The sequence below is a fragment of the Shewanella sp. Koi 1 genome, from assembly GCF_052907445.1.
This window is the reverse complement of sequence record NZ_JBREJM010000001.1, coordinates 1,253,147-1,273,990: the sequence shown is the minus strand read 5'-3', so window position 1 is coordinate 1,273,990 and position 20,844 is coordinate 1,253,147. Positions and strand designations below refer to the sequence as shown.

Sequence of the window (20,844 nt, the reverse complement as noted above, 5' to 3'; positions counted from 1 at the left end):
CAGTTAAATAGCAGGCACCCTAAACTGCGTACCTTGAATTTCGAGCACCACATCCCGTGGGCGAATCGCAATAATCTTTAACTTGCCTCCAATCTGGTCGCCTTCCTGTAACTCGGCGCCATCGACATTCAACCAACGCTGACTCGCATCCGTCGAATAAACGTGGGCAACAATATTAAATTCAGGCACTTGTAGCTGTAATCCTGCAGGCAGTTGCCCATATTTAGGAATATCATCGTTTTCAACCTTAGGAATAGGATCAAGCTTGGGCTCAGTTACCGGCGTCTTAGCCGCCTTCACATATTCCACATCCTTGAGTGCATCCTGAAAATTCGCGACTAACTCATCCTCTTTGCGGCTCTGCGCCGTCTCTAAGCCCACATCTGCCGCAGCGGCATTGACTTGCTCACGCAGAGCCTCGAGTGTCGCTAAGCCCTGACGATTCGCATTAGCACCCAACATAATAGGCTCTGACTCGCTCGTATCCTGTGGCGCAACATCTTCAACTGAGGGTTGCTGCGTTCGAGTCGTTTCATCTAGGGCAGCAGACGTCGCCAGATAGTCATCGTAGCTCGGATCCGCACTCGTAGAAGCGGATGCTGTGGTAGATAGAGCCGAACTCATGTTGGGATTCTGATAAGGCTGCACGTTTGTAGGCGCCTCATTTAATACCTGCTCCCTCGGCAGTGCCACTTTGCCCGCTAATCGAAACCCTGACGATTCTGCAGAGGTTTGCTCTGATACACCTGTTTGCAACGCAGCGCGAGTAACTGCACCAGCAGAGGCGCGAACACCTTCGGCAGATGGCTGCACAGTAGAGGCTGTCAGTGGTGTGTTTTCAGCCTTTCTATCAGCCATGCTTGAATTGATAGTGCTAGGCGCCGCATTCACTATCGACATCGCATTTTGCTGTTGCCAATTCGCCACGCCCCACGCCACCCCCACACCCAGCGCCACCGCGACGGCGAGTAAGGATAATTTTGCCACGGGGAATGCAGATTTACGCGCCGTAGGATAACTTGCCCTCGGCGTTAATACCGCATCAGGTAAGGGTGAAGTTTGTTGCTGCTTATTACGGGTTACCGCATCGAGTAAAATGGACATTAACTCTGCGCTCCCTGGTCGGTGAGGCGCGGTCCCTGATCACTTAAATACAAATTCAGTCTCACTAAGGTTTGATTACCTGCAATCCCGTCGGCCTTTAAACCATGTTGGCTTTGGAAAGCTTTCAGATCGTTCTCTAATTTCAGATCGAATTGAGACACTCGGCGCGAAGGTCGGTTAGCCACATGGGCAAGGGCGTTTTCAAGCCATTGTAATTGCCCAGGACTCGACTTCTGACTGATTTCCAGCATAGGCAAGTTAGGGGCCTGCCAGAGAATTTCAAAGGTGCCGCTAAAATGTTGATTGAACCAGGCTCTATCGACCCAAAGCTGCTGCTCGCCTAACTGCATCAATAGCTGATCAGCATCGACAGCAATCACAGCGCCATAAAAATCTTGTTGGTTGTCATCCACTAAATACACAACCGCGGGATAATTGAGCCGTGTGAGCGACATCCAATTGCCCTGCTGTTGATAGCAGGAAAGCCCCTGCTCCAGCGCTGACTGGCACGCGGTTAAGCCTTTAAAGGGGACTTTACCCCACACATTAAAGAGGCCTGCAAAGGCGGTATCGATACTGCGGCTTTGTTTGATGGCCTCCTGCAACACCCGCACACTCGGATCCGCCGCTGCAAGCGTTTGCGGCTCGCTAGCCACTGGCGCACTCTGGGTTGCAGCCAGTGTTTGCTCCGGCTGAATACTATTAGCTTGAGTCGCAACTTGAGTCACTGCGGGTGTCGTTTGGCTCGCTTGTGTCACAGGCGAATTGACCACATTGGCAACCGCTGGACTTTCGGTAAATAACCAATAAGACACGCCGAAAGCCACAACCAATGCCGCCGCAATAGCGCTTGGCCACAAGAGTTTATTTTGCTGTGGTTCTTCTTCGCCTAATACCTCAGCCGCGGCTTGTCTCACCATATGGTGATCGATTGGCACCTTAGATTGTGCGTAACCCGCCATCAAGGCACGTTCGCACAGCAAGTTAATTAACCGCGGAATGCCACCACTGTATTTGTGCAGCACTTTAATGGCTTTGCGAGTAAAAAGCGGTTCGAAACGACCTGCCACCTGTAAACGGTGCAACACATAGAGCGCGATTTCATCTTCATTAAGAGGCAATAGATGATAACGGGCGGTAATACGCTGGGCTAACTGTCTAAGCTCTTGACGTTTAAGCAGCAATTGCAGCTCTGGCTGACCAATTAAGATCACCTGCAGCAGTTTTTTGGTGTCGGTCTCGAGATTGGTGAGCAGCCTTAATTGCTCTAATACTTCGGCACGCAGATGCTGCGCCTCATCGATGATGAGTACGGTATTGCGGCCTTTCTCATGATTAGCCAGTAAAAAACGACTCAGATGGTCAGTGAGTTGTTTAAGGGTTGGGTTTTCACCATAGCTAATCTTCAATTCATCACAGAGCGTGGCGAGTAACTCCAGCTCCGTCAGCGAAGGATTTAAAATAAATGCAGTGTCGGTATTATCAGGCAATTGCCCAAGTAAACAACGAGATACTGTCGTCTTCCCCGTGCCGACCTCCCCCGTCAACAACACAAAGCCTCCAGTTTCACCCAATCCATAGGTCAAATGGGCTAAGGCCTCTCTGTGCCTGTCACTCAAAAATAAATAATGGGGATTGGGTGCAATCGAAAAAGGGTTATCACTGAGTCCATAAAAGGCCTTGTACATACCACCAATCATCCTAAGCTAAAAATAACGCCCCACGTTAAAACGTCCCAATGATATTGTCAAAACATCCGCAACATGGATGTGACATCCCAATAAATATCTGCATCCAAATTCGCCTCGCCATCACCTCATCATGTTAAGCTAGCTTTATGACACACTAGCTAAAATATTCCTGTGAAAATTTATTTAGTGGGCGGAGCTGTACGAGACAGCCTGCTCAATCTCCCTATAAAAGATAAAGATTTTATGGTTGTCGGCGCGACTCCGGAGCAAATGCAGCAGTTAGGTTATCGCCAGGTAGGTAAAGACTTCCCAGTCTTTTTGCACCCTAAAACCCAACAAGAATATGCATTAGCACGCACAGAGCGCAAAGTCGGCCTCGGCTATGGCGGTTTCAGCTGTTACGCCAGTCCGGATGTCACCCTAGAGCAAGACCTGCTGAGACGCGATTTAACCATTAATGCCATCGCCCAAGATGAGGCGGGTAACTTGTACGATCCTTACCATGGCATCGCCGATATCAACGCGCGTAAGCTGCGACATGTGTCGGCCGCCTTTGCCGAAGATCCGCTGCGAGTATTAAGGGTTGCCCGCTTTGCCGCACGTTTTCATGACTTAGGTTTCGAGATTGCCGCTGAAACCATGGCGTTAATGCAGCACATGAGCCAAGCCGAGGAGTTAACCGCCCTTACCCCAGAGCGCGTCTGGCAAGAAGTCGATAAGAGTCTTGGCAGCCCTCACCCAGAAGTCTTTTTCGAGGTGCTACGCCAATGTGGCGCCTTGAATATTCTTTTCCCTGAGATTGAGGCGCTTTTTGGTGTGCCACAACCGGAAAAATGGCACCCAGAGATAGACACAGGTTTGCACACTATGTTGGTGTTAGCTCAAGCGACCGCTCTGACAGAGGAAAAAGCCGTGCGCTTTGCTGCCCTAGTGCATGACTTGGGTAAAGCATTAAGCCCTAAAGAGCATTGGCCTAAACACCATGGTCATGGACAAAAAGGCTTACCCGTCATTAAAAGTCTGTGTGAACGCTTGCGGATCCCCAACGAGTATCGCGATCTAGCGCTCTTGGTGAGCGATCAACATCAGAATGTGCACCAAGCTTTTGAGTTAAGAAGCGAAACCATCATCAAACTCTTCGATAATGCCGATTTTTGGCGTAAACCAGAACGGCTGAAGCAACTTCTATTAGCCTGCATAGCCGATATGCGTGGCCGAACCGGATTCGAGCATCACGCCTATCCACAAGGCGATTATCTTTCTGCTTGTTTTTTAGCCGCTAATACGGTCGATGTGAAGGCTATTATTGCGGCAGGGTTTCAAGGTGCACAGATAAAACAGGCGCTCAATTCGAAGCGGATAGAGGTTGTTGAGCAAGTGAAACTCAACTGGCAGCAATACCAAGCCAAACAAACGCCATAAAATTGTAATGTTTTTGTAAATGCGACCACACTTTCTGGTAAATACAGTGCCATTTTTCGATGAAAAAGGCCGATATAACCGCGAAAAAACGCTTTTAAAAAAAATTTATATGTCTATAGTGGTTAAACGCATTAATATTCGTAGCAAATTAAAATAGCTATGTCATAATTAGGCAGTTTCGATTCCAAAGTGACGAAACATTCAAATCCAACCTATTTTAAGGGATTTTTTACAATGAACAAAAAAGTACTGATGATTGCTGGTTTAGCAATGACTGCCCTACTAGGTGGTTGTGCAAACACTACTGCTCTGGAAGAAAGCGTTGCAACTCTGGGCAACAAAGTTGATCAATTGTCAGCTGATGTTAGCTCTCTGAAATCAGAGCAAAGCAAACTGTCTGCAGACGTTAAAGATGCTAAAGCAGCAGCTATGGACGCACAAGCAGAAGCTAAGCGCGCTAACGACCGTCTAGACAACGTTGCTTCTCGTTACAAGAAGTAATGATAAGTAATTAACCTGTAATTCAGCAGGTTAGCATAAAAGGCTTGAGAGAGATGAAAGCGAATAGCACATCCATCCAAGCCTTTTTTTATGGCCTCAGTTAATCCAAGCACCCATCTTATCTTTAAAAGTCATCTCCAATTTAAGCCTAAACTTTCTCGGCTCTTTAGCCCTTTACACTCATCATCTCTTTAAAACTCATTCGGCTTAACGGCAATGCCAGTTCAAAACCGAAGTTCATCGCTCATTTGTTTTAAGTGGATTTGATTTTTAATCTCATCCATAAACTGAGATTTTAAGTTTTCTTAATCTCCACGAATCTTTTTGCTTAAAACTTTATTTTTGCCCCAGTGTTATCGTCGGCATTTTAAAGAAACTGCAACGCGACAAACTGAGGCTGTTAGGGAAACAAAGGCAATAAACTGGTAATAATTGTGAGAGACAAAAGTGTAATAAAGATGAAGTTTAAGGGACGCCGTTTCGCATTTACATTAAAACAACATAAAAAGCTCGATTAGTATCATAGACTTGCGCAATTCGCCCTCTTCAAGCACCCAGAAACGCATTCCCTAAGCCAATGAATAGATTAAAAAACATCCTATTCAATTAGGTGTTTTGGCCTATTAGGACTCAATTAAAGACTTTTGCGCTAAGACCAAAACAAAATCAATTTCCAGCGTATCGAAGGCTTTCGTCCGAATAAGGTGTTTAACTTGTTCAGAGGCTCGCCATGCATAGGGTGTCATATCCAGCAAGACCAGCGCTTGTTCACCCGTAACGGACAAACTAAATTGCAATTGCTGCTGTTCTTTGACAATTAACCCCGAAGGTAAGTTAATTTGGGGCGTTTTTTCAGTCAGTTCCGGATAAATACACTCCCTGATTTGCCACAAATGCCGCGCCCCCGGGATCACCTGTAACATCAAGCCCTGATCTTTAAGGACTCGAACGCATTCCTTCCCCTTCAACGGCTTATCGACCACTGTAATAAGGTCAATGCAATTGTCGGCAAAAGGCAGCACTTTTGAGGTGCTTAAGCACAGCGCGGCAGGGGTTTGCGCTTTGGCCGCAGCAAAAATAGTATTTTCTGCGTCCGCTACGCCACTGTACTGGACGTTTAGCTCGTTTGTGAGTTTAGGTAGTACAGAAGCTAAAGCTCGCAAATAGAAGCCGTCAGCGCACTCATAGTCCAATAGGCAATCATCCGCTTTCAGATGAGGGGCGATGATCGCCGCCATTTTTTCAACTAAAGGTGAAAAAATCCCCGACTCAAGCAAGAAGCGCTTTGCCCGCACTTGCTGACGAGAGTCGCCAGTTGGCTTTTGCCGTGCTGGTTTAGTAAAAATCCAATAACCCGCTTCGCTTTTATCAAAATGGTGCTTGTTCGCACAGTAAAAACCTTGGGATGCCTGATGCTGCATCAGTGCCGAACCACAGGTAGGACATTGAAATTGAAGGCCCATAACTTACTCCGTTAACGAAAATCCGCGCCTAAAAACACAAAAATCGGGTACTAGACCCGATTTTTAGCCATGACGCCTTTGTATTATAGGAAGATAAATCCACATAACACAGCACCGAGGATGAGGCGGTAAATCACAAATGGCGTCATACCCATACGGCTGATGATTTTTAAGAAATAGTGAATACACAGATAAGCGGCTACAAATGAAATCACAGTGCCAAGTGTCAGTGCTTGATAATCAATGGGAAGCGGGCTTTCAGCCAAATCTTTACCCACTAGAATAGCCGCGCCCAAACTGACAGGCACAGACATCAAAAACGAGAAACGCGCTGCGGCATCGCGGCTAAGGCCTAACATCAGCGCGGCCGTCATCGTCGCGCCCGAGCGTGAAGTACCAGGGATTAATGCCAGCGCCTGAGCAAAACCAATTAATAACGCCTTGCGCCAACCCGTTTGATAAACCGTTAAGTCACGGCGTGACATCTTATCCGCCCACCAGAGCAGCAAACCAAAGACCACAGTCGTCACGGCGATCACACCAGCGCTGCGCAGATGGGTTTCGATAAAGTCTTTGGCCATAAAGCCAAAAAACACTGCGGGTAAAGTGGCAAGAATGATCCACCAGGCTAACTTACTGTCATCGGAATGCTGACCTTTCACCATGCTGGCAATCCAGGCCTTGAACATGGCCCAGAGTTCATTGCGAAAATAAATCACCACGGCGAATAATGAGCCCGTGTTCACGGCAACGTCGAAGGATAAGCCTTGGTCTTCCCAGCCTAAAAGCTGTGCGGGTAGGATAAGGTGCGCCGAACTAGAAATGGGGAGGAACTCTGTTAATCCTTGAATTAACGCTAAAATAACTACCTGAAACGTATCCATGACAATCCTATCAATCAATTAAAAAGTGAGCCCATGAGGCCATTCAAAGGCTACCGGCCACAGCTTTTGCGACGCTTTATCATATTCATCCCACATTACGGCATAGGTTTTCTGCTGCAATGGGTGAACCAAATTGGGGGCGATTTCCGCTAAAGGCCAAAGCACAAAAGCATTAGTGACAATTTCAGCGCGGGGCAGTACCACAGGGGTCAGACAAACGACATCATCGTAAAGCAATAGGTCAATATCTAAGGTTCTTGGACTAAACTTTTTGGCCCCCACCAACCGGCCGTGATTTTGCTCGATTTGCTTAAACTGCGCAACTACCTCAGCAATATTCAGGCTCGTTTGTGCACAGGCCACCATATTTAAAAAGTTAGTGCCATCAAACCCTACGGCTTCACTCTCATACATAGAGGAAAGCTGCAGTGGACCAAAGTGCTCTCGTAATGACTGCAAGCCCGCTTTCAGATAGCGAGAAGGTTCTATATTACTGCCTAAACTAATGTATATACGTGCCATACCAATGTCCGAAACGTCCGCCTAACTAAGCTAAAACCCGAATCTAGAGTAACGACTAGCGTGAGCGTTCAATCTCAACCCCAACGGCAGAGGCCGAAGGCACGGCGCCGGGTTTCATCACCACGACTTTCACCCAATTGACCTTAAACTCGTTGAGCACACATTCGGCCACTCGTTCGGCCACTGTTTCGATTAACTCGATGGGCTTTTCGGTGACGAGCTGAGTCAGGCGGTTTGACACCGTTTCATAGCAGAGTGCGTATTGATAGTCGTCAGTTGCCGCCGCGGCCTTATTGTCCCAAGCCATGTCGAGATCCAAAAACAGGCTCTGCTGGATTTTCTTTTCCCATTCATAGACGCCAATCACAGTATCAATACGTAATTGTCGAATAAGCACTTTATCCATACTAATTCCTACTAACTCATGCCAATGAGGTCTGATAAGCTAAACGCGATAGAGTCTGTATAATCCGCCGTTCGATGGAACGACTAATTTACTTTCTACTCGGACCAATCCGAAGTAGGATAACGCCCAAATGGATTTGTTCGTTCAGAAACTATCGCAACTTGATAAGTCGCGTTATCGCTATCGCTTATGACTGAATGCTTGCCAAGAGGCTGTTTAATTGTGGCGCGATAATACCTTAAGACGTGTAAGGAAACCAATGTGAGTCAATTAACACTGACACTTTTGATGATTGTGGCCGCCTATTTAGCCGGTTCTGTCTCAAGTGCTGTGCTAGTGTGTAGGATGAGAGGCCTACCCGACCCAAGATTGCAAGGCTCAGGTAACCCCGGAGCCACCAACGTGCTGCGCATTGGCGGCGCAAGCTCGGCTGCCATGGTGTTATTTTTCGATATGCTTAAGGGCGCCTTACCCACTTATCTTGCCTATTTAATGGGAATTGACGCCATATCCCTCGGCCTGATCGCCATCGCCGCCTGTCTTGGGCATATCTATCCGATATTTTTTGGTTTTAAAGGTGGTAAAGGCGTGGCGACAGCTTTTGGTGCCATGGCGCCGATTGGCGATGACTTGGCCATCTGCTTAATGGCTTCTTGGGTCGTCTTAGTCCTGATCAGCCGCTACTCTTCCCTCGCCGCAATTATCACAGCCCTACTGGCGCCACTTTATACTTGGTGGCTAGATGATAGATTTACGATTCCCGTCGCTATGCTCTCAACGCTGATTATCATCCGCCATAAAGAAAATATTCAGCGACTGCTGAAAGGTGAAGAGTCTAAGGTGTCACGTAAAAAGCGTCCTAAAGCACCTTAGGCAAGCAACACCTTAGTCACGTAAGCCCATAGCTACGCAAAACACTACTCACGCCGATAAATGGCTTGGACTCATTCGAGAGAGCAATATTCGAGTGACCAATCCAAGAGAACAATAAAAAACAGCGCATCATGCGCTGTTTTTTATTTTGCTTATTTGGCTCGCGATAACTTATGCAACAGGCGGTAAGGTATCGAGCGGCCATCTCGGCTGACCTTTGACCGCTAAGTCTTCCTGTTGCCCCGCCTTTAAACGCTGCAGGCCTGCAAAGGCAATCATGGCGCCATTGTCAGTACAAAACTCACCACGTGGATAATAAACTCGGCCACCGATAGAGGTCATCATCTCGGCCAAGGTTTCCCGTAGGCGCGTGTTGGCACTCACGCCACCCGCGATCACTAAACGGTTATAGCCAGTTTGTTTTAACGCGCGGCGACATTTAATCGCGAGCGTATCAACGACCGCTTCTTCAAAGGCGCGGGCGATGTTCGCGCGAGTTTGCTCATCATCGGGCTCGGCGGCAATGGTATTGGCGGTGAAGGTTTTCAGGCCTGAGAAGCTAAAATCGAGACCGGGTCTGTCGGTCATTGGGCGCGGAAATTGATAACCTGCTGGCTCACCTTTGGCGGCAAGTTTTGCAAGCCGTGGACCGCCGGGATAATCCAGCCCCATCAACTTAGCGGTTTTATCGAAGGCTTCACCAGCGGCGTCATCCACCGACTCACCTAAGACTTCATAAAGGCCGATACCATCAACCTTTACTAACATAGAGTGGCCGCCAGACACTAACAGTGCAACAAAAGGAAACTCAGGCGCATCGTCTTCCAGCATTGGCGCCAACAAATGCCCTTCCATATGATGCACACCGATGGCGGGTTTGTTCCAAGCAAAGGCAAGTGAGCGGCCAACACAAGCGCCCACTAATAAAGCACCGATAAGGCCTGGGCCTTTGGTGTAGGCAATACCATCTAAATCGGCAATTTCGGTATTGGCGTTTTTCAACGCTTGGCGGATCAGCGGGACAATTTTGCGCACATGGTCGCGGGAAGCCAGTTCAGGCACAACCCCACCATAATCCGCATGCAACTTAACCTGACTATATAAAGCATGGGAAAGTAACCCCAGCTTATCGTCATAGACGGCAATACCTGTCTCGTCACAAGATGTCTCAATACCTAGAACCCGCATGGTGCCTCATATCCAAATTACCAAAGGGCGCTAATTCTACCTGTATGATGACAATTACTCCAGTCGCCGATCATCATATTCCCCTAGCCAAACCCGCCACAAAGGATTAGGGCTTTACAAGCCTAGTTGTCTCGGTATAAAATTCCGCACCATTTTAAATACACTTGGTTCAAGCAATTGAACCACACAACCTACACCTAAGGGGTGATGGCGTATGCCAATTATTAAAGTACGTGAAAACGAACCATTCGACGTAGCTCTGCGTCGTTTCAAGCGCTCTTGTGAAAAAGCTGGTATTTTAGCTGACGTGCGTGCTCGTGAATTCTACGAGAAGCCAACTACTGCACGTAAGCGCGCTAAAGCAGCTGCAGTTAAACGTTTAGCTAAAAAGCTTTCTCGCGAAAACGCACGTCGCGTACGTTTATACTAATCTCTTATGAGCCTAATTGATCAGCTAAAAGACCATATGAAGCAGGCCATGATCGCCAAAGAGAAGGCGAGATTGAGCACTATTCGTATGGCACTTGCAGCCATCAAACAGATTGAAGTGGATACCCGCGAAACTCTGAATGATGAGCAGGTTATAGCTGTCTTAACCAAAATGGTGAAACAACGTCGCGATTCGATTGCTCAATATGAAGCAGCGGGTCGTAGCGAATTGGCCGCAGCAGAAGCAGAAGAGATTCAAGTTATTGAAACTTTCCTGCCAACTCCCCTCTCTGAGGCGGAAATTGCCGCGTTCATCGATGCCGCTATTGCTGAAATAGGCGCATCCTCCATGGCGGATATGGGCAAAGTAATGGGAGCATTAAAACCTAAAGTTCAAGGACGTGCAGACATGGGCGCTATCGGCGCTATGATCCGTGCAAAATTGCAATAATTAGCGTTTCAATGTATGAACAAGCCGTGCCTATGCGCGGCTTGTTTGTTTAAATTCGCGCAAGGCGAGATTTTAAGCACTCAATGGCAATACCTCGTGATTTTATCAATGAGCTAATCGCTCGCACCGACATTGTCGAGCTTATCGACCGCAAGGTGCCCTTGAAAAAGGCGGGTAAAAACTACTCGGCCTGTTGTCCTTTTCATAGCGAAAAATCACCTTCGTTTACCGTTAGCCGCGATAAACAGTTTTATCATTGTTTTGGCTGCGGTGCCCACGGCAACGCCATCGATTTTGTGATGGAGTACGACAGACTCGACTTTGTCGATGCCATCGAAGATCTTGCCGGACAACTGGGTTTAGAAGTCCCAAGGGAACAAGGCACGGGTAAACGCCAAGACGATGGCCTAAGCCGTGATCTATACCAATTAATGGAAGAAGCGAGTCGCTTTTTTCAAACTCAATTAAGACAACACCAAGATAAACAAAAAGTCATCGACTACCTCGCCTATCGCGGATTATCCGATGATATTGTTGAGCATTTTGGGATTGGTTTTGCGCCCGACGGTTGGGATGGCTTATTAAGCCGCTACCGACACAGTCAAGATGCACAGGATAAACTCCTGACCGCAGGCATGCTGATCAGCAATGACAGCGGTAAAAGATACGACAGATTCCGTGACCGCCTGATGTTCCCTATTCGCGACCGCCGTGGTCGTGTGATTGGATTTGGTGGCAGAGTATTGGGAGATGGCACCCCCAAGTACTTGAATTCGCCAGAAACGCCCATATTTCATAAGGGCAATGAACTCTACGGCCTATACGAGCTAAAACAACGTCATCGCGATCCCGATAAGGTACTGATTGTCGAAGGCTATATGGACGTGGTCGCCCTCGCCCAATATGGCGTGGATTACGCGGTTGCCTCACTAGGCACCTCGACGACGGCTGAACAATTCCAGTTGTTGCTACGTAGTGCCAAGGAAGTGATTTGTTGTTATGACGGCGATAGAGCCGGCCGTGAAGCAGCCTGGAGAGCCTTAGAAACTGGCTTACCAATGTTAAAACCAGGTAATACCGTAAAATTCGCGTTTATGCCTCAAGGTGAAGACCCAGACTCTTTAATACGGCAAAAAGGTAAGGATCAGTTCGAGCTGTTAATTGATAATGCTCAACCGCTTGAAACATTTTTATTTGATACATTGGCGCAAAAATATGCCAATGACAAAAAACTAATTGCTGAAAAAGCAAAAGCAATGATCGAAACAGTAAAAGACCCATTGTTACAAAATATATTGCTACATGGGTTAATGAAAGAAGTGCAAATGCAGTCAGTTGAAGAACTTACACAAAAGCTTCAAATTAAATTTGCAACTCATTCGATAGAAAGAAAAGGACTCAAAGGACGCGGTACACCATTGCGACTTGCCATCGCCTTGCTAGTACAGCATCCAGAGCTGGGAGTGGGATTATCCCCACAACCGGCATTAAACCATCTGCAAATGCCAGGCATTGACTTGCTGCCATTGCTGTTGGAATTAACACGAGAGCATAGGTTAAACAGCGCACAACTACTTGAGCAATTCAGAGACAGCCCCCACAGCGGGACGCTGCATAAATTAGCCCAATGGGACCATCAAGTGGCGGATGAAAACCTGCTCGAAAAGTTTAAACAGACCCTGGTTTGGTTGAACAATCAATATATTGAACAACGATATCAGGAATTGAGTCTAAAACAGACCCATACTAAGGAAGAGAAGATCCAGCTGCAGAAGCTGATCTCAGTCATGAAAGGACTAAACTGAGGCAAAAATGTCCTCAATCAGTATCCCAGTGACTAGCACAGGTAAGTGCACATGGCTATAATTGACGATTTGCGCGGCACTTAGCACAAGCTAACTGTCCGTCGTTGTAACAGTTTCCCAACTTGGATGATATCTATGGATCATACTCCGCAGTCGCAACTCAAGCTGTTGCTTGCCAAAGGTAAAGAGCAAGGTTACTTAACCTATGCAGAAGTGAACGATCACTTACCTGCAGACATGGTCGATTCTGACCAGATCGAAGATATTATCCAGATGATAAATGACATGGGTATTCGGGTGTTCGAAGAAGCACCAGATGCCGATGACATGATGATGTCGGAAGACAACACAGACGAAGATGCAGCGGAAGAAGCCGCAGCCGCCCTTGCCACAGTAGAAAGTGAGCTAGGCCGCACCACAGACCCAGTGCGTATGTACATGCGCGAAATGGGTACCGTTGAACTGCTGACCCGTGAAGGCGAAATCGTTATCGCCAAACGCATCGAAGAAGGCATCAACACAGTTCAAAGCTCTGTCGCCGAATACCCACAAGCGATCGCCATGATCCTTGAACAGTACGACCAGTACGAAGCCGACGAACTGCGCCTGTCTGATATTATCTCTGGATTTGTTAACCCGGACGAAGAAGACTTAGGTCCAACAGCGACTCATATCGGTTCTGAATTATCGGAAGAAGATCTCGATGATGAAGATGACGATGAAGACGACGAAGACGAAGACGGTGATGGCGACGGTGATGACGATGGCAACAAGGGGCCCGATCCTGAAGAAGCACGTGAACGCTTTAGCCAATTAAGAACCGCCTACGAAAACGCGCTTAAAATCATCGATGCCAAAGGTCGTGAGCACCCAGAATCGATTCAAGCACTGTTTGAAATCGGCGAGATTTTCAAAGAGTTCCGCCTCGTACCTAAGCAATTCGACCGCTTAGTGAAAAGCATGCGCTCTATGATGGACCGCGTGCGCGTTCAAGAGCGTCTACTGATGAAGCTCTGCGTTGAACAGGCCAAAATGCCGAAGAAGAACTTCGTTAAATTCTTCACCGGTAACGAAACCAATCTAGATTGGTTCGATGCAGAAAAGAACTCAACCAAGCCTTATGCCGAAGGCTTAAGGATGGTTGAAGAAGACGTACAGCGTTGCCGTAGCAAGCTGGCCGCCATCGAAGAAGAAACCGGCTTAGTGATTGCCGCCATTAAAGATATCAACCGTCGTATGTCAATCGGTGAAGCCAAGGCTCGCCGTGCGAAGAAAGAAATGGTTGAGGCAAACTTACGTCTGGTAATTTCTATCGCGAAGAAATACACCAACCGTGGTCTGCAATTCTTGGATCTTATCCAAGAAGGTAACATCGGTCTGATGAAGGCCGTTGATAAGTTCGAATACCGTCGTGGTTACAAGTTCTCGACCTATGCGACTTGGTGGATCCGTCAGGCAATCACCCGCTCAATCGCGGACCAAGCCCGTACGATCCGTATTCCAGTACATATGATCGAAACCATCAACAAGCTGAACCGTATCTCTCGCCAAATGCTGCAGGAAATGGGTCGTGAACCCTCACCTGAAGAACTGGCAGAGCGTATGATGATGCCGGAAGATAAGATCCGTAAGGTACTGAAAATCGCTAAAGAGCCTATCTCCATGGAAACCCCAATCGGTGACGATGAAGATTCGCATTTAGGTGATTTTATCGAGGATACTACCCTCGAATTGCCACTGGACAGCGCCACCAGCGAAAGCCTGAAGAGCGCCACCCATGAGGTATTAGCAGGCTTAACGGCCCGTGAAGCGAAAGTACTGCGTATGCGTTTTGGTATCGACATGAATACCGACCACACGTTGGAAGAAGTGGGTAAACAATTTGACGTAACCCGTGAGCGTATCCGTCAAATCGAGGCGAAAGCCCTGCGTAAACTGCGCCACCCTTCACGCTCGGAAATCTTAAAGTCATTCTTAGACGAATAGTCAACCGAAGACTCGATGCTAAGCCCCGCCTCGCGGGGCTTTTTATTGCCCCCATTAACATCCCTAAAATTCCCGCTGAATTTCTATCGTTAAGCTCTCTTTCAAAATCAAATGGTTAAAAATCACTTCTCCATTCAGACGATATGAAATCCACAAGCAAAAACCACAGTTGATTAACAGATAACCACTTGAATCAATTCGGTGAATTTCATCAAAAAACACGGGTGACAAGCGCAAACAAGCTTAGTATACTGCCACTCGCTTTAGGTAATGACGATTGCCTTTAGTCGGCCCCTTAGCTCAGTTGGTTAGAGCACACGACTCATAATCGTTAGGTCCACGGTTCAAGTCCGTGAGGGGCCACCACCCAATTCAACAAAAAAGCCCATTTAATAATGGGCTTTTTTGTGTCTGTTATCTGTCGATACTCATTCATCCCCACACGCTTCATTTCCGATAACCAACTCAAACGCGATTTCGATTTGTCTCTTTAGGCTATTGCTAGAATAAGATTAAAAATAAAGGCGCTGAGTGAAATCCACTTAAGCGCCTTGATACCTTTTCCTTGCGCACGCTGTGCAAGGCCCCTCGATTTAGGTCTTTAACTTACCTAATTGTTGATGCTGCTGTTTCACCAGTTCGGCGAGGACCACACTGCTTTGCTGCGCTTCACCCGCAAGGCGCGCCAGCTCCGAGGCCGAATCGGAAATGCCGGTGATATTACGATTAACTTCTTCAGTTACCGCGCTTTGTTCCTCCGCTGCAGCGGCAATATGCGTCACCTGAGAAGAGATTTCCTCTATCTGACTGACCATAGAATTAAGCGAGGTGAGCGCTTGCTCGGTTTGCGACACGGCCATTTCCGCACGCTCAGCACCTTTATCAATAATGCCAGAGGCACTATTTACTTCTTGCTGCAGGGCATCGATTAATACGCTGATATCATCGGTCGAACTTTGGGTTTTAGAGGCAAGCGCCCTCACCTCATCGGCCACCACAGCAAAACCCCGTCCTTGTTCGCCGGCCCGCGCCGCCTCAATCGCGGCGTTCAACGCCAGCAAGTTGGTTTGCGCGGCAATTGAACTAATCACCTCGAGAATACGGCTGATATTAGTGCTACTTTCAGCCACTTTGCTCACGGCCACTTTCGCCTGCATCGACTCCTGCGACATTGTGGTTACGTATTCCATGGCCTTAGTCAGGCTCTCTTCGCTGAGACGTACATTACGGGACATGGCTTCAGTTTCCGCAGCCGTTTGTTCAGAGGCTTTGGCCACTTCAAGCGCCGTGGCACTCATCTCATTGACCGCGGTTACCACGCTCTCGATTTCGCCATACTGGCGATGGACACTATCGCGGGTCAACTCCGCAATTTGCGCCGAGGAGAGACTTTCCTCCTGGGTGCGTCCCGCGAGCGTTTTTAACTCGCTGATCAAGTCTTTTAACTTATGGATAAAGGAGTTAAAGCCTTTACCCAGTGCAATCAGTTCTGCATGGGCATCGACCACAATGGATTGGGTTAAATCACCATCGGCACTGGCCAAGTGTTCAACACGGCCTTGGATCATCCTCAGCGGCGCAATAATGCTGCGGATCACTATGCTGATGGTAACCACGGCAAGAATAGACACGGCTAAACCGACCATCAACAAGATGCTGCCAAGGGATGTGGCCATTTCATCCATTTTGTCATTCAACTCAATGGAACTCTTAAAGGCTTGGGCCTTAGGGACTTGGATGGCCAGTGACCATTCCGCTTTCGCCAGTGGGATTTTTATCGGATAGGCCACGATAATCTCATCATCGCTCGCCATGTAACCGCCATTTTTATGTAACGCGACTATCTGTGACGCAAGTTTAGGGTCGATAGATTCGCTCAGCGGACGCGCTTTTTTGCTGTAATGGCTCGCGGCGACCACTAAACCACGGGTACTGAGTAGGGTCACTTTAGCTTGACCGCCATAGAGGCTCTTGGAGAGCTTATCAATCAGCGCTTGAAACACGGGCAAGTTCACGTCGACGCCCACCACCCCGATGAACTGTTTATGTTTCACCACTGGGACGGTTAAGGATGTCATCAAAGCTGTATTACCAGGGCTGATTTCATAGAGATAAGGTTCCATTAAACAAGGTTTTAGGGTTTCCTTGGCACAGAGATACCATTCGGCTTCACGGATCCCAAACTCGTTTAAGGTCGAGACATATTTTTCAGCTGAGTCATCCACTTGATGATGTTCGACCGTACCATCATCGTTGCGAGTGTAATACACCTCCAATGCCCCCGATGATGCGACGCTGTGGCTAACCTCAACATTTAAAAATTCACTGTCGAGCCCGTCGTAACCATTGGGCTCAAACTGCGCATACATGGAGGATATCTGGTTGTTTTTCTTTAATACCGCCGCCACGGCAAGCTCTAAGCGGTCACGCTTTAATGGCAGATCTTCCGCCGTGCTCTCCAACATGCCGGAAAAGGAAAACGGGATCCGATAGGCTTCATTGATAAAGCCAGCCACCATCTCGCCATATTCGCCCGCACGGGCTTCGAGTTTGTCACGGGTTTCCGTTTGTAGTGTCTCTTGAACCTGATTAGACAGCTCGGTGTTTTGGTCCGAAAGGGTCCACCAGAGGCTGATGGAAAGAATGGCGACAATTGAGAGGAATAAGGCGGAAGTGATCCACAACAACTTAGTACTGATGGACAAATGCTTCATCGAGTAAACTCCAAAAGATAGAAGGTCAAGAGCCTAATTATTTTGATCTAGTTCATTTTTATTTTTGCTTCTCAGTTTAAAAAATAGCACTCAGTCACGAGATTACCAGCCTTTAAGATAATGAATTGTTAAGCGCAAGTAAAACTTTTAACTGACTCCTTTTCGGCAAATCGTGGAATTATTTCGGTTAGCTGAGAGTTTGATATTTATCGTGAAACGACATGCTCTGACATGACTCAACTCACAATAAGCGCCGCGAGTTGAGCACTATTTTTTTACAAAAATTAATTCCAGATTAAAAATGCCCATTTCATTTGTAACAAAGTCTATTCTGTAGCGTTGTGGCATTGGTTTGCACAGACTATCGCCTTATACTCTTGGCCTCTAACACAAAACAACAATAACGGAAGCAAGCTTTATGACTCTTGGTACCAATCAGGTAAGCAAGACACATTCGTTTATGACTGTGTCACTTATCGAATTATGGGAACGTTTTGGTTATTACGGCATGCAGGCGCTGATCGTGTACTTTATGGTGCAGCGTCTTGGCTTTGATGACTCCCGAGCAAACTTAGTTTGGAGTGCCTGTGCGGCGCTGATTTACGTGTCGCCGGCCATCGGTGGTTGGGTTGGGGATAAAATTCTCGGCACCAAACGCACTATGCTGCTCGGTGCGGGGATTTTGTCGGTAGGTTATGCATTGATGACAGTGCCGACCGAAAACACTTGGTTTATGTTCTCCGCACTTGGGGTGATTGTGGTCGGTAACGGCCTATTTAAACCCAATGCGGGTAACTTAGTCCGTAAGATTTACGAAGGTGACGATTCTAAAATCGATAGCGCCTTTACCATCTACTACATGGCAGTAAACGTAGGTTCGACCTTCTCTATGCTGTTAACACCTTGGATTAAGGATTATGTTAACGCGCAATACGGTAACGAATTTGGCTGGCATGCCGCCTTTGCCGTGTGCTGTGTGGGCTTAATAGTCGGCTTAGGTAACTATGCCCTGATGCACAAGAGCCTCGCCAACTATGGCTCAGAGCCTGATACTCGCCCAGTCAATAAGAAGAACTTGGCTATCGTTTTAGTATTAGCGGCGCTTTCCGTTGTTGCTTCTGCCATTATTCTTGAATATGAAGATGTTGCTCGAGTGTTCGTGTATGCCGCGGGTGTAGCGGTATTAGGGATTTTCTTCCACTTAATTCGTACCAGTGAGCCAAGTGAGCGGGCCGGCCTTATCGCGGCGCTAATCCTCACAGTGCAGACGGTATTCTTCTTTATCTTCTATCAACAAATGTCGACCTCACTGGCCCTGTTTGCGCTGCGTAACGTCGATTGGGATTTCCAAGTCTTTGGTACCCATTTGTGGACTTGGTCTCCGGCACAGTTCCAAGCATTGAACCCAATCTGGATCATGGTGTTAAGCCCTGTGTTGGCTTGGAGTTATTCATGGGCAGGTCGCAACAATAAAGACTTTTCGATTGCCGCTAAGTTCGCCTTAGGTTTTGCGGTTGTCGCGATTGGCTTCTTTATCTATGGTTTTGCTGGCCAATTTGCCGTTGAGGGTAAAACCTCTTCTTGGGTGATGATTTGGGGTTATGCCTCTTACTCACTCGGTGAACTGCTGGTGAGTGGTCTTGGTTTAGCCATGATCGCCCGCTACGTACCAGCTCGCATGGGCGGCTTTATGATGGGTGCCTATTTCGTGGCATCGGGTATTTCTCAGTACTTGGGCGGCGTTGTGGCTAACTTTGCCAGCGTGCCACAGGACTTAGTCGACCCGCTGCAAACTCTGCCAGTCTATACCAATCTATTCAATAAATTAGGTATTGCGGCCGTGGTTTGTACTTTTATCGCCTTAGCCGTATTACCGCTGATGCGCCGTTTGACCGAAAGTCATCACGCCCATAACAGTATTGATGATAACGCGGCGGCCTCACTACGTGATGTGAAAGCCGAGCAATAATCCTTCACTCACATAACCATATGTGAGCGATAAAAACTGCCGACAAGCCCCGCTTGCGGCAGTTTTTTTATACCTTTAGGTTACAGCTCATCACCAAACAATCTGAACTTTCTGTGCCGACTTTTCATACATTGGCTTGGGATAAGGCTTTCACCCCTGTTTGCAAAACTAAGATGTTCGGTTCCAATTTTAACTCAGTGTTAAGCTCAAGCCTTGAGCTTGTTTATCATTGATACGTCACCATATCCTAGGGTAAGACTCCATCAGCACTGACAGAACAATCGCTTTAGCACCCACCACATTCATCCGTGGGAGCCAAATAAAGCCGCTGCCACAGAGCTGACTCACGCAAAGAGGCGCTTAATTTATGGCTACATCATCCACATCAACCTCATCCGCCGCCCCATCGCAGGCAGTGCCCGCGGCTAAATCTCCCCTGGCGGATATACCCTTTTCACTGTTAGAGCTTGCCCCGGTTCGCCATGGCGCCAGCATCGGAGACACGCTATGCGCCAGCCTGCAATACGCTAAGGTTGCCGATGACTTAGGCTTTAATCGTTTCTGGTTTGCCGAGCACCACAATATGCCCGGTATCGCCAGCGCCGCAACATCGGTATTAATTGGCTATATTGCCGAGAATACTAAACGCATTCGCGTCGGCGCGGGCGGGATTATGCTGCCCAACCATGCGCCCCTAGTGGTTGCCGAGCAGTTTGGTACACTCGAAAGTCTTTATCCTGGACGTATCGATTTAGGGCTTGGCCGCGCGCCAGGGAGCGATCAAATCACCAGCCGCGCCCTTAACCGCGATATGAGCCGCGCGGAGCAATTTCCCGCCGAGGTGAGCGAGTTACAAACCTTACTCGGCGACTACAATGGCCATCATCCCGTTAGAGCGATTCCCGGCGAAGGCACCCATGTGCCGATTTGGCTACTTGGTTCGAGCCTGTTTAGCGCCCAGCTTGCGGCACAGCGCGGCTTACCCTATGTCTTTGCAGGGCATTTTGCGCCAAGATTCCTCTACGATGCGATTGAGATTTACCGCCGCGACTTTAAGCCATCTAAGGTGTTGGATAAACCCTATGTCATGCTTGGCCTGCCGCTAATCGCTGCCGAGACGGACGCCGAAGCCGAATACCTGAGTACCACCTCCAAGCAACGGGTACTTGCGCTGATCCGTGGTGAAGCGCTGTGGTTAAAACCGCCCGTGAACAGTATGAATGGCTTGTGGAGCGAGCAGGAAAAAACCTATGTCGATAACTTCTTAGGCTTATCCGTCACCGGTGGCCCCACCAGCATCAAGCACCGCTTAGAGATGATAGTGAAGGAGTTAGGTGTCGATGAGTTTATCTTTACTAACGATTTGTATGATCAGGACAAACGTGAGCGCGCGCTACAAATCCTGATGGAGATAAAAGGCTCTTAAGCGTTAAACC

Annotated in this window: 17 protein-coding genes and 1 tRNA gene; 10 read left to right on the top strand and 8 right to left on the bottom strand. The window is 47.9% G+C overall.

Annotated features, from left to right (window positions below; translation table 11 throughout):
• Window positions 1–3 precede the first annotated feature (3 nt).
• Window positions 4–1,104: a general secretion pathway protein GspB gene (locus tag ACUZ8J_RS05680; protein WP_446693316.1), complete on the bottom strand. Its 1,101-nt coding sequence runs from the start codon at window positions 1,102–1,104 to the stop codon at window positions 4–6.
• Window positions 1,104–2,792: an AAA family ATPase gene (locus tag ACUZ8J_RS05675; RefSeq protein ID WP_446693315.1), complete on the bottom strand. Its 1,689-nt coding sequence runs from the start codon at window positions 2,790–2,792 to the stop codon at window positions 1,104–1,106. The genes ACUZ8J_RS05680 and ACUZ8J_RS05675 overlap by 1 nt, the downstream gene beginning before the upstream one ends.
• A gap of 174 nt (window positions 2,793–2,966) precedes the next feature.
• Between ACUZ8J_RS05675 and ACUZ8J_RS05670 the strand changes: the two genes are divergently transcribed.
• Together ACUZ8J_RS05670 and ACUZ8J_RS05665 are read left to right on the top strand one after the other, a co-directional pair.
• Window positions 2,967–4,217 (top strand): multifunctional CCA addition/repair protein, encoded by a 1,251-nt coding sequence (locus tag ACUZ8J_RS05670; protein WP_446693314.1) that lies wholly within the window; start codon window positions 2,967–2,969, stop codon window positions 4,215–4,217.
• A 234-nt stretch (window positions 4,218–4,451) separates the two neighbouring features.
• Window positions 4,452–4,718, top strand: coding sequence for an Lpp/OprI family alanine-zipper lipoprotein (locus ACUZ8J_RS05665; RefSeq protein ID WP_011623648.1), 267 nt, complete (start codon window positions 4,452–4,454; stop codon window positions 4,716–4,718).
• Window positions 4,719–5,341: 623 nt separating this feature from the next.
• Here the strand turns inward: ACUZ8J_RS05665 and ACUZ8J_RS05660 are convergent.
• From ACUZ8J_RS05660 to folB, 4 genes are all read right to left on the bottom strand, one after another.
• Window positions 5,342–6,181, bottom strand: coding sequence for a putative RNA methyltransferase (locus ACUZ8J_RS05660; RefSeq protein ID WP_446693313.1), 840 nt, complete (start codon window positions 6,179–6,181; stop codon window positions 5,342–5,344).
• Window positions 6,182–6,264: 83 nt separating this feature from the next.
• The gene (locus ACUZ8J_RS05655) at window positions 6,265–7,065 is read right to left on the bottom strand and encodes an undecaprenyl-diphosphate phosphatase (RefSeq protein ID WP_446693312.1); all 801 of its coding nucleotides are present in this window, start codon (window positions 7,063–7,065) and stop codon (window positions 6,265–6,267) included.
• 18 nt (window positions 7,066–7,083) lie between these two features.
• Window positions 7,084–7,587, bottom strand: coding sequence for a 2-amino-4-hydroxy-6-hydroxymethyldihydropteridine diphosphokinase (gene folK, locus ACUZ8J_RS05650; RefSeq protein WP_446693311.1), 504 nt, complete (start codon window positions 7,585–7,587; stop codon window positions 7,084–7,086).
• A gap of 55 nt (window positions 7,588–7,642) precedes the next feature.
• Window positions 7,643–7,993, bottom strand: coding sequence for a dihydroneopterin aldolase (folB, locus tag ACUZ8J_RS05645; protein ID WP_126511720.1), 351 nt, complete (start codon window positions 7,991–7,993; stop codon window positions 7,643–7,645).
• Window positions 7,994–8,254: 261 nt separating this feature from the next.
• Here folB and plsY point away from each other — a divergent pair, with 261 nt between their 5' ends.
• Window positions 8,255–8,866, top strand: a complete 612-nt coding sequence (gene plsY / locus ACUZ8J_RS05640; protein ID WP_011717922.1) for a glycerol-3-phosphate 1-O-acyltransferase PlsY — start codon at window positions 8,255–8,257, stop codon at window positions 8,864–8,866.
• A 171-nt stretch (window positions 8,867–9,037) separates the two neighbouring features.
• Here the strand turns inward: plsY and tsaD are convergent, their stop codons facing one another.
• Window positions 9,038–10,054 carry a tRNA (adenosine(37)-N6)-threonylcarbamoyltransferase complex transferase subunit TsaD gene (gene tsaD, locus ACUZ8J_RS05635; protein ID WP_011623654.1) on the bottom strand — a complete coding sequence of 339 codons (1,017 nt, stop codon included), beginning with the start codon at window positions 10,052–10,054 and terminating at the stop codon, window positions 9,038–9,040.
• Window positions 10,055–10,268: 214 nt separating this feature from the next.
• Here tsaD and rpsU point away from each other — a divergent pair, with 214 nt between their 5' ends.
• From rpsU to ACUZ8J_RS05610, 5 genes are all read left to right on the top strand, one after another.
• The gene (gene rpsU / locus ACUZ8J_RS05630) at window positions 10,269–10,484 is read left to right on the top strand and encodes a 30S ribosomal protein S21 (RefSeq protein ID WP_006080725.1); all 216 of its coding nucleotides are present in this window, start codon (window positions 10,269–10,271) and stop codon (window positions 10,482–10,484) included.
• Between the two features lie 6 nt (window positions 10,485–10,490).
• Window positions 10,491–10,934, top strand: a complete 444-nt coding sequence (locus ACUZ8J_RS05625) for a GatB/YqeY domain-containing protein (protein ID WP_011717923.1) — start codon at window positions 10,491–10,493, stop codon at window positions 10,932–10,934.
• A gap of 83 nt (window positions 10,935–11,017) precedes the next feature.
• Window positions 11,018–12,739, top strand: a complete 1,722-nt coding sequence (gene dnaG, locus ACUZ8J_RS05620; protein WP_446693310.1) for a DNA primase — start codon at window positions 11,018–11,020, stop codon at window positions 12,737–12,739.
• Window positions 12,740–12,874: 135 nt separating this feature from the next.
• Entirely contained in the window at window positions 12,875–14,725 is a 1,851-nt protein-coding gene (gene rpoD, locus ACUZ8J_RS05615; protein ID WP_089067238.1) for an RNA polymerase sigma factor RpoD, read from the top strand.
• Window positions 14,726–15,014: 289 nt separating this feature from the next.
• Window positions 15,015–15,091 (top strand) — tRNA-Ile (locus ACUZ8J_RS05610).
• A gap of 227 nt (window positions 15,092–15,318) precedes the next feature.
• Here the strand turns inward: ACUZ8J_RS05610 and ACUZ8J_RS05605 are convergent.
• Entirely contained in the window at window positions 15,319–17,439 is a 2,121-nt protein-coding gene (locus tag ACUZ8J_RS05605) for a methyl-accepting chemotaxis protein (protein ID WP_446693309.1), read from the bottom strand.
• Between the two features lie 418 nt (window positions 17,440–17,857).
• On the opposite strand from ACUZ8J_RS05605, the gene ACUZ8J_RS05600 reads away from it, so the two are divergent.
• Together ACUZ8J_RS05600 and ACUZ8J_RS05595 are read left to right on the top strand one after the other, a co-directional pair.
• Complete coding sequence (locus ACUZ8J_RS05600) at window positions 17,858–19,408, top strand: peptide MFS transporter (protein ID WP_089067236.1); 1,551 nt, start codon at window positions 17,858–17,860, stop codon at window positions 19,406–19,408.
• A gap of 367 nt (window positions 19,409–19,775) precedes the next feature.
• The gene (locus tag ACUZ8J_RS05595; RefSeq protein WP_446693308.1) at window positions 19,776–20,834 is read left to right on the top strand and encodes an LLM class flavin-dependent oxidoreductase; all 1,059 of its coding nucleotides are present in this window, start codon (window positions 19,776–19,778) and stop codon (window positions 20,832–20,834) included.
• Window positions 20,835–20,844 lie beyond the last annotated feature (10 nt).

Excerpts from the sequence above, each read along its gene's own strand:
- ACUZ8J_RS05595 (WP_446693308.1), top strand. The coding sequence starts at position 19,776 with ATGGCTACATCATCCACATCAACCTCATCCGCCGCCCCATCGCAGGCA.
- ACUZ8J_RS05655 (WP_446693312.1), bottom strand. The coding sequence starts at position 7,065 with ATGGATACGTTTCAGGTAGTTATTTTAGCGTTAATTCAAGGATTAACA.
- dnaG (WP_446693310.1), top strand. The coding sequence starts at position 11,018 with ATGGCAATACCTCGTGATTTTATCAATGAGCTAATCGCTCGCACCGAC.
- folK (WP_446693311.1), bottom strand. The coding sequence starts at position 7,587 with ATGGCACGTATATACATTAGTTTAGGCAGTAATATAGAACCTTCTCGC.
- ACUZ8J_RS05665 (WP_011623648.1), top strand. The coding sequence starts at position 4,452 with ATGAACAAAAAAGTACTGATGATTGCTGGTTTAGCAATGACTGCCCTA.
- rpsU (WP_006080725.1), top strand. The coding sequence starts at position 10,269 with ATGCCAATTATTAAAGTACGTGAAAACGAACCATTCGACGTAGCTCTG.
- ACUZ8J_RS05680 (WP_446693316.1), bottom strand. The coding sequence starts at position 1,104 with ATGTCCATTTTACTCGATGCGGTAACCCGTAATAAGCAGCAACAAACT.
- ACUZ8J_RS05625 (WP_011717923.1), top strand. The coding sequence starts at position 10,491 with ATGAGCCTAATTGATCAGCTAAAAGACCATATGAAGCAGGCCATGATC.
- ACUZ8J_RS05675 (WP_446693315.1), bottom strand. The coding sequence starts at position 2,792 with ATGTACAAGGCCTTTTATGGACTCAGTGATAACCCTTTTTCGATTGCA.
- ACUZ8J_RS05600 (WP_089067236.1), top strand. The coding sequence starts at position 17,858 with ATGACTCTTGGTACCAATCAGGTAAGCAAGACACATTCGTTTATGACT.
- tsaD (WP_011623654.1), bottom strand. The coding sequence starts at position 10,054 with ATGCGGGTTCTAGGTATTGAGACATCTTGTGACGAGACAGGTATTGCC.
- ACUZ8J_RS05660 (WP_446693313.1), bottom strand. The coding sequence starts at position 6,181 with ATGGGCCTTCAATTTCAATGTCCTACCTGTGGTTCGGCACTGATGCAG.
- ACUZ8J_RS05605 (WP_446693309.1), bottom strand. The coding sequence starts at position 17,439 with ATGAAGCATTTGTCCATCAGTACTAAGTTGTTGTGGATCACTTCCGCC.
- folB (WP_126511720.1), bottom strand. The coding sequence starts at position 7,993 with ATGGATAAAGTGCTTATTCGACAATTACGTATTGATACTGTGATTGGC.
- rpoD (WP_089067238.1), top strand. The coding sequence starts at position 12,875 with ATGGATCATACTCCGCAGTCGCAACTCAAGCTGTTGCTTGCCAAAGGT.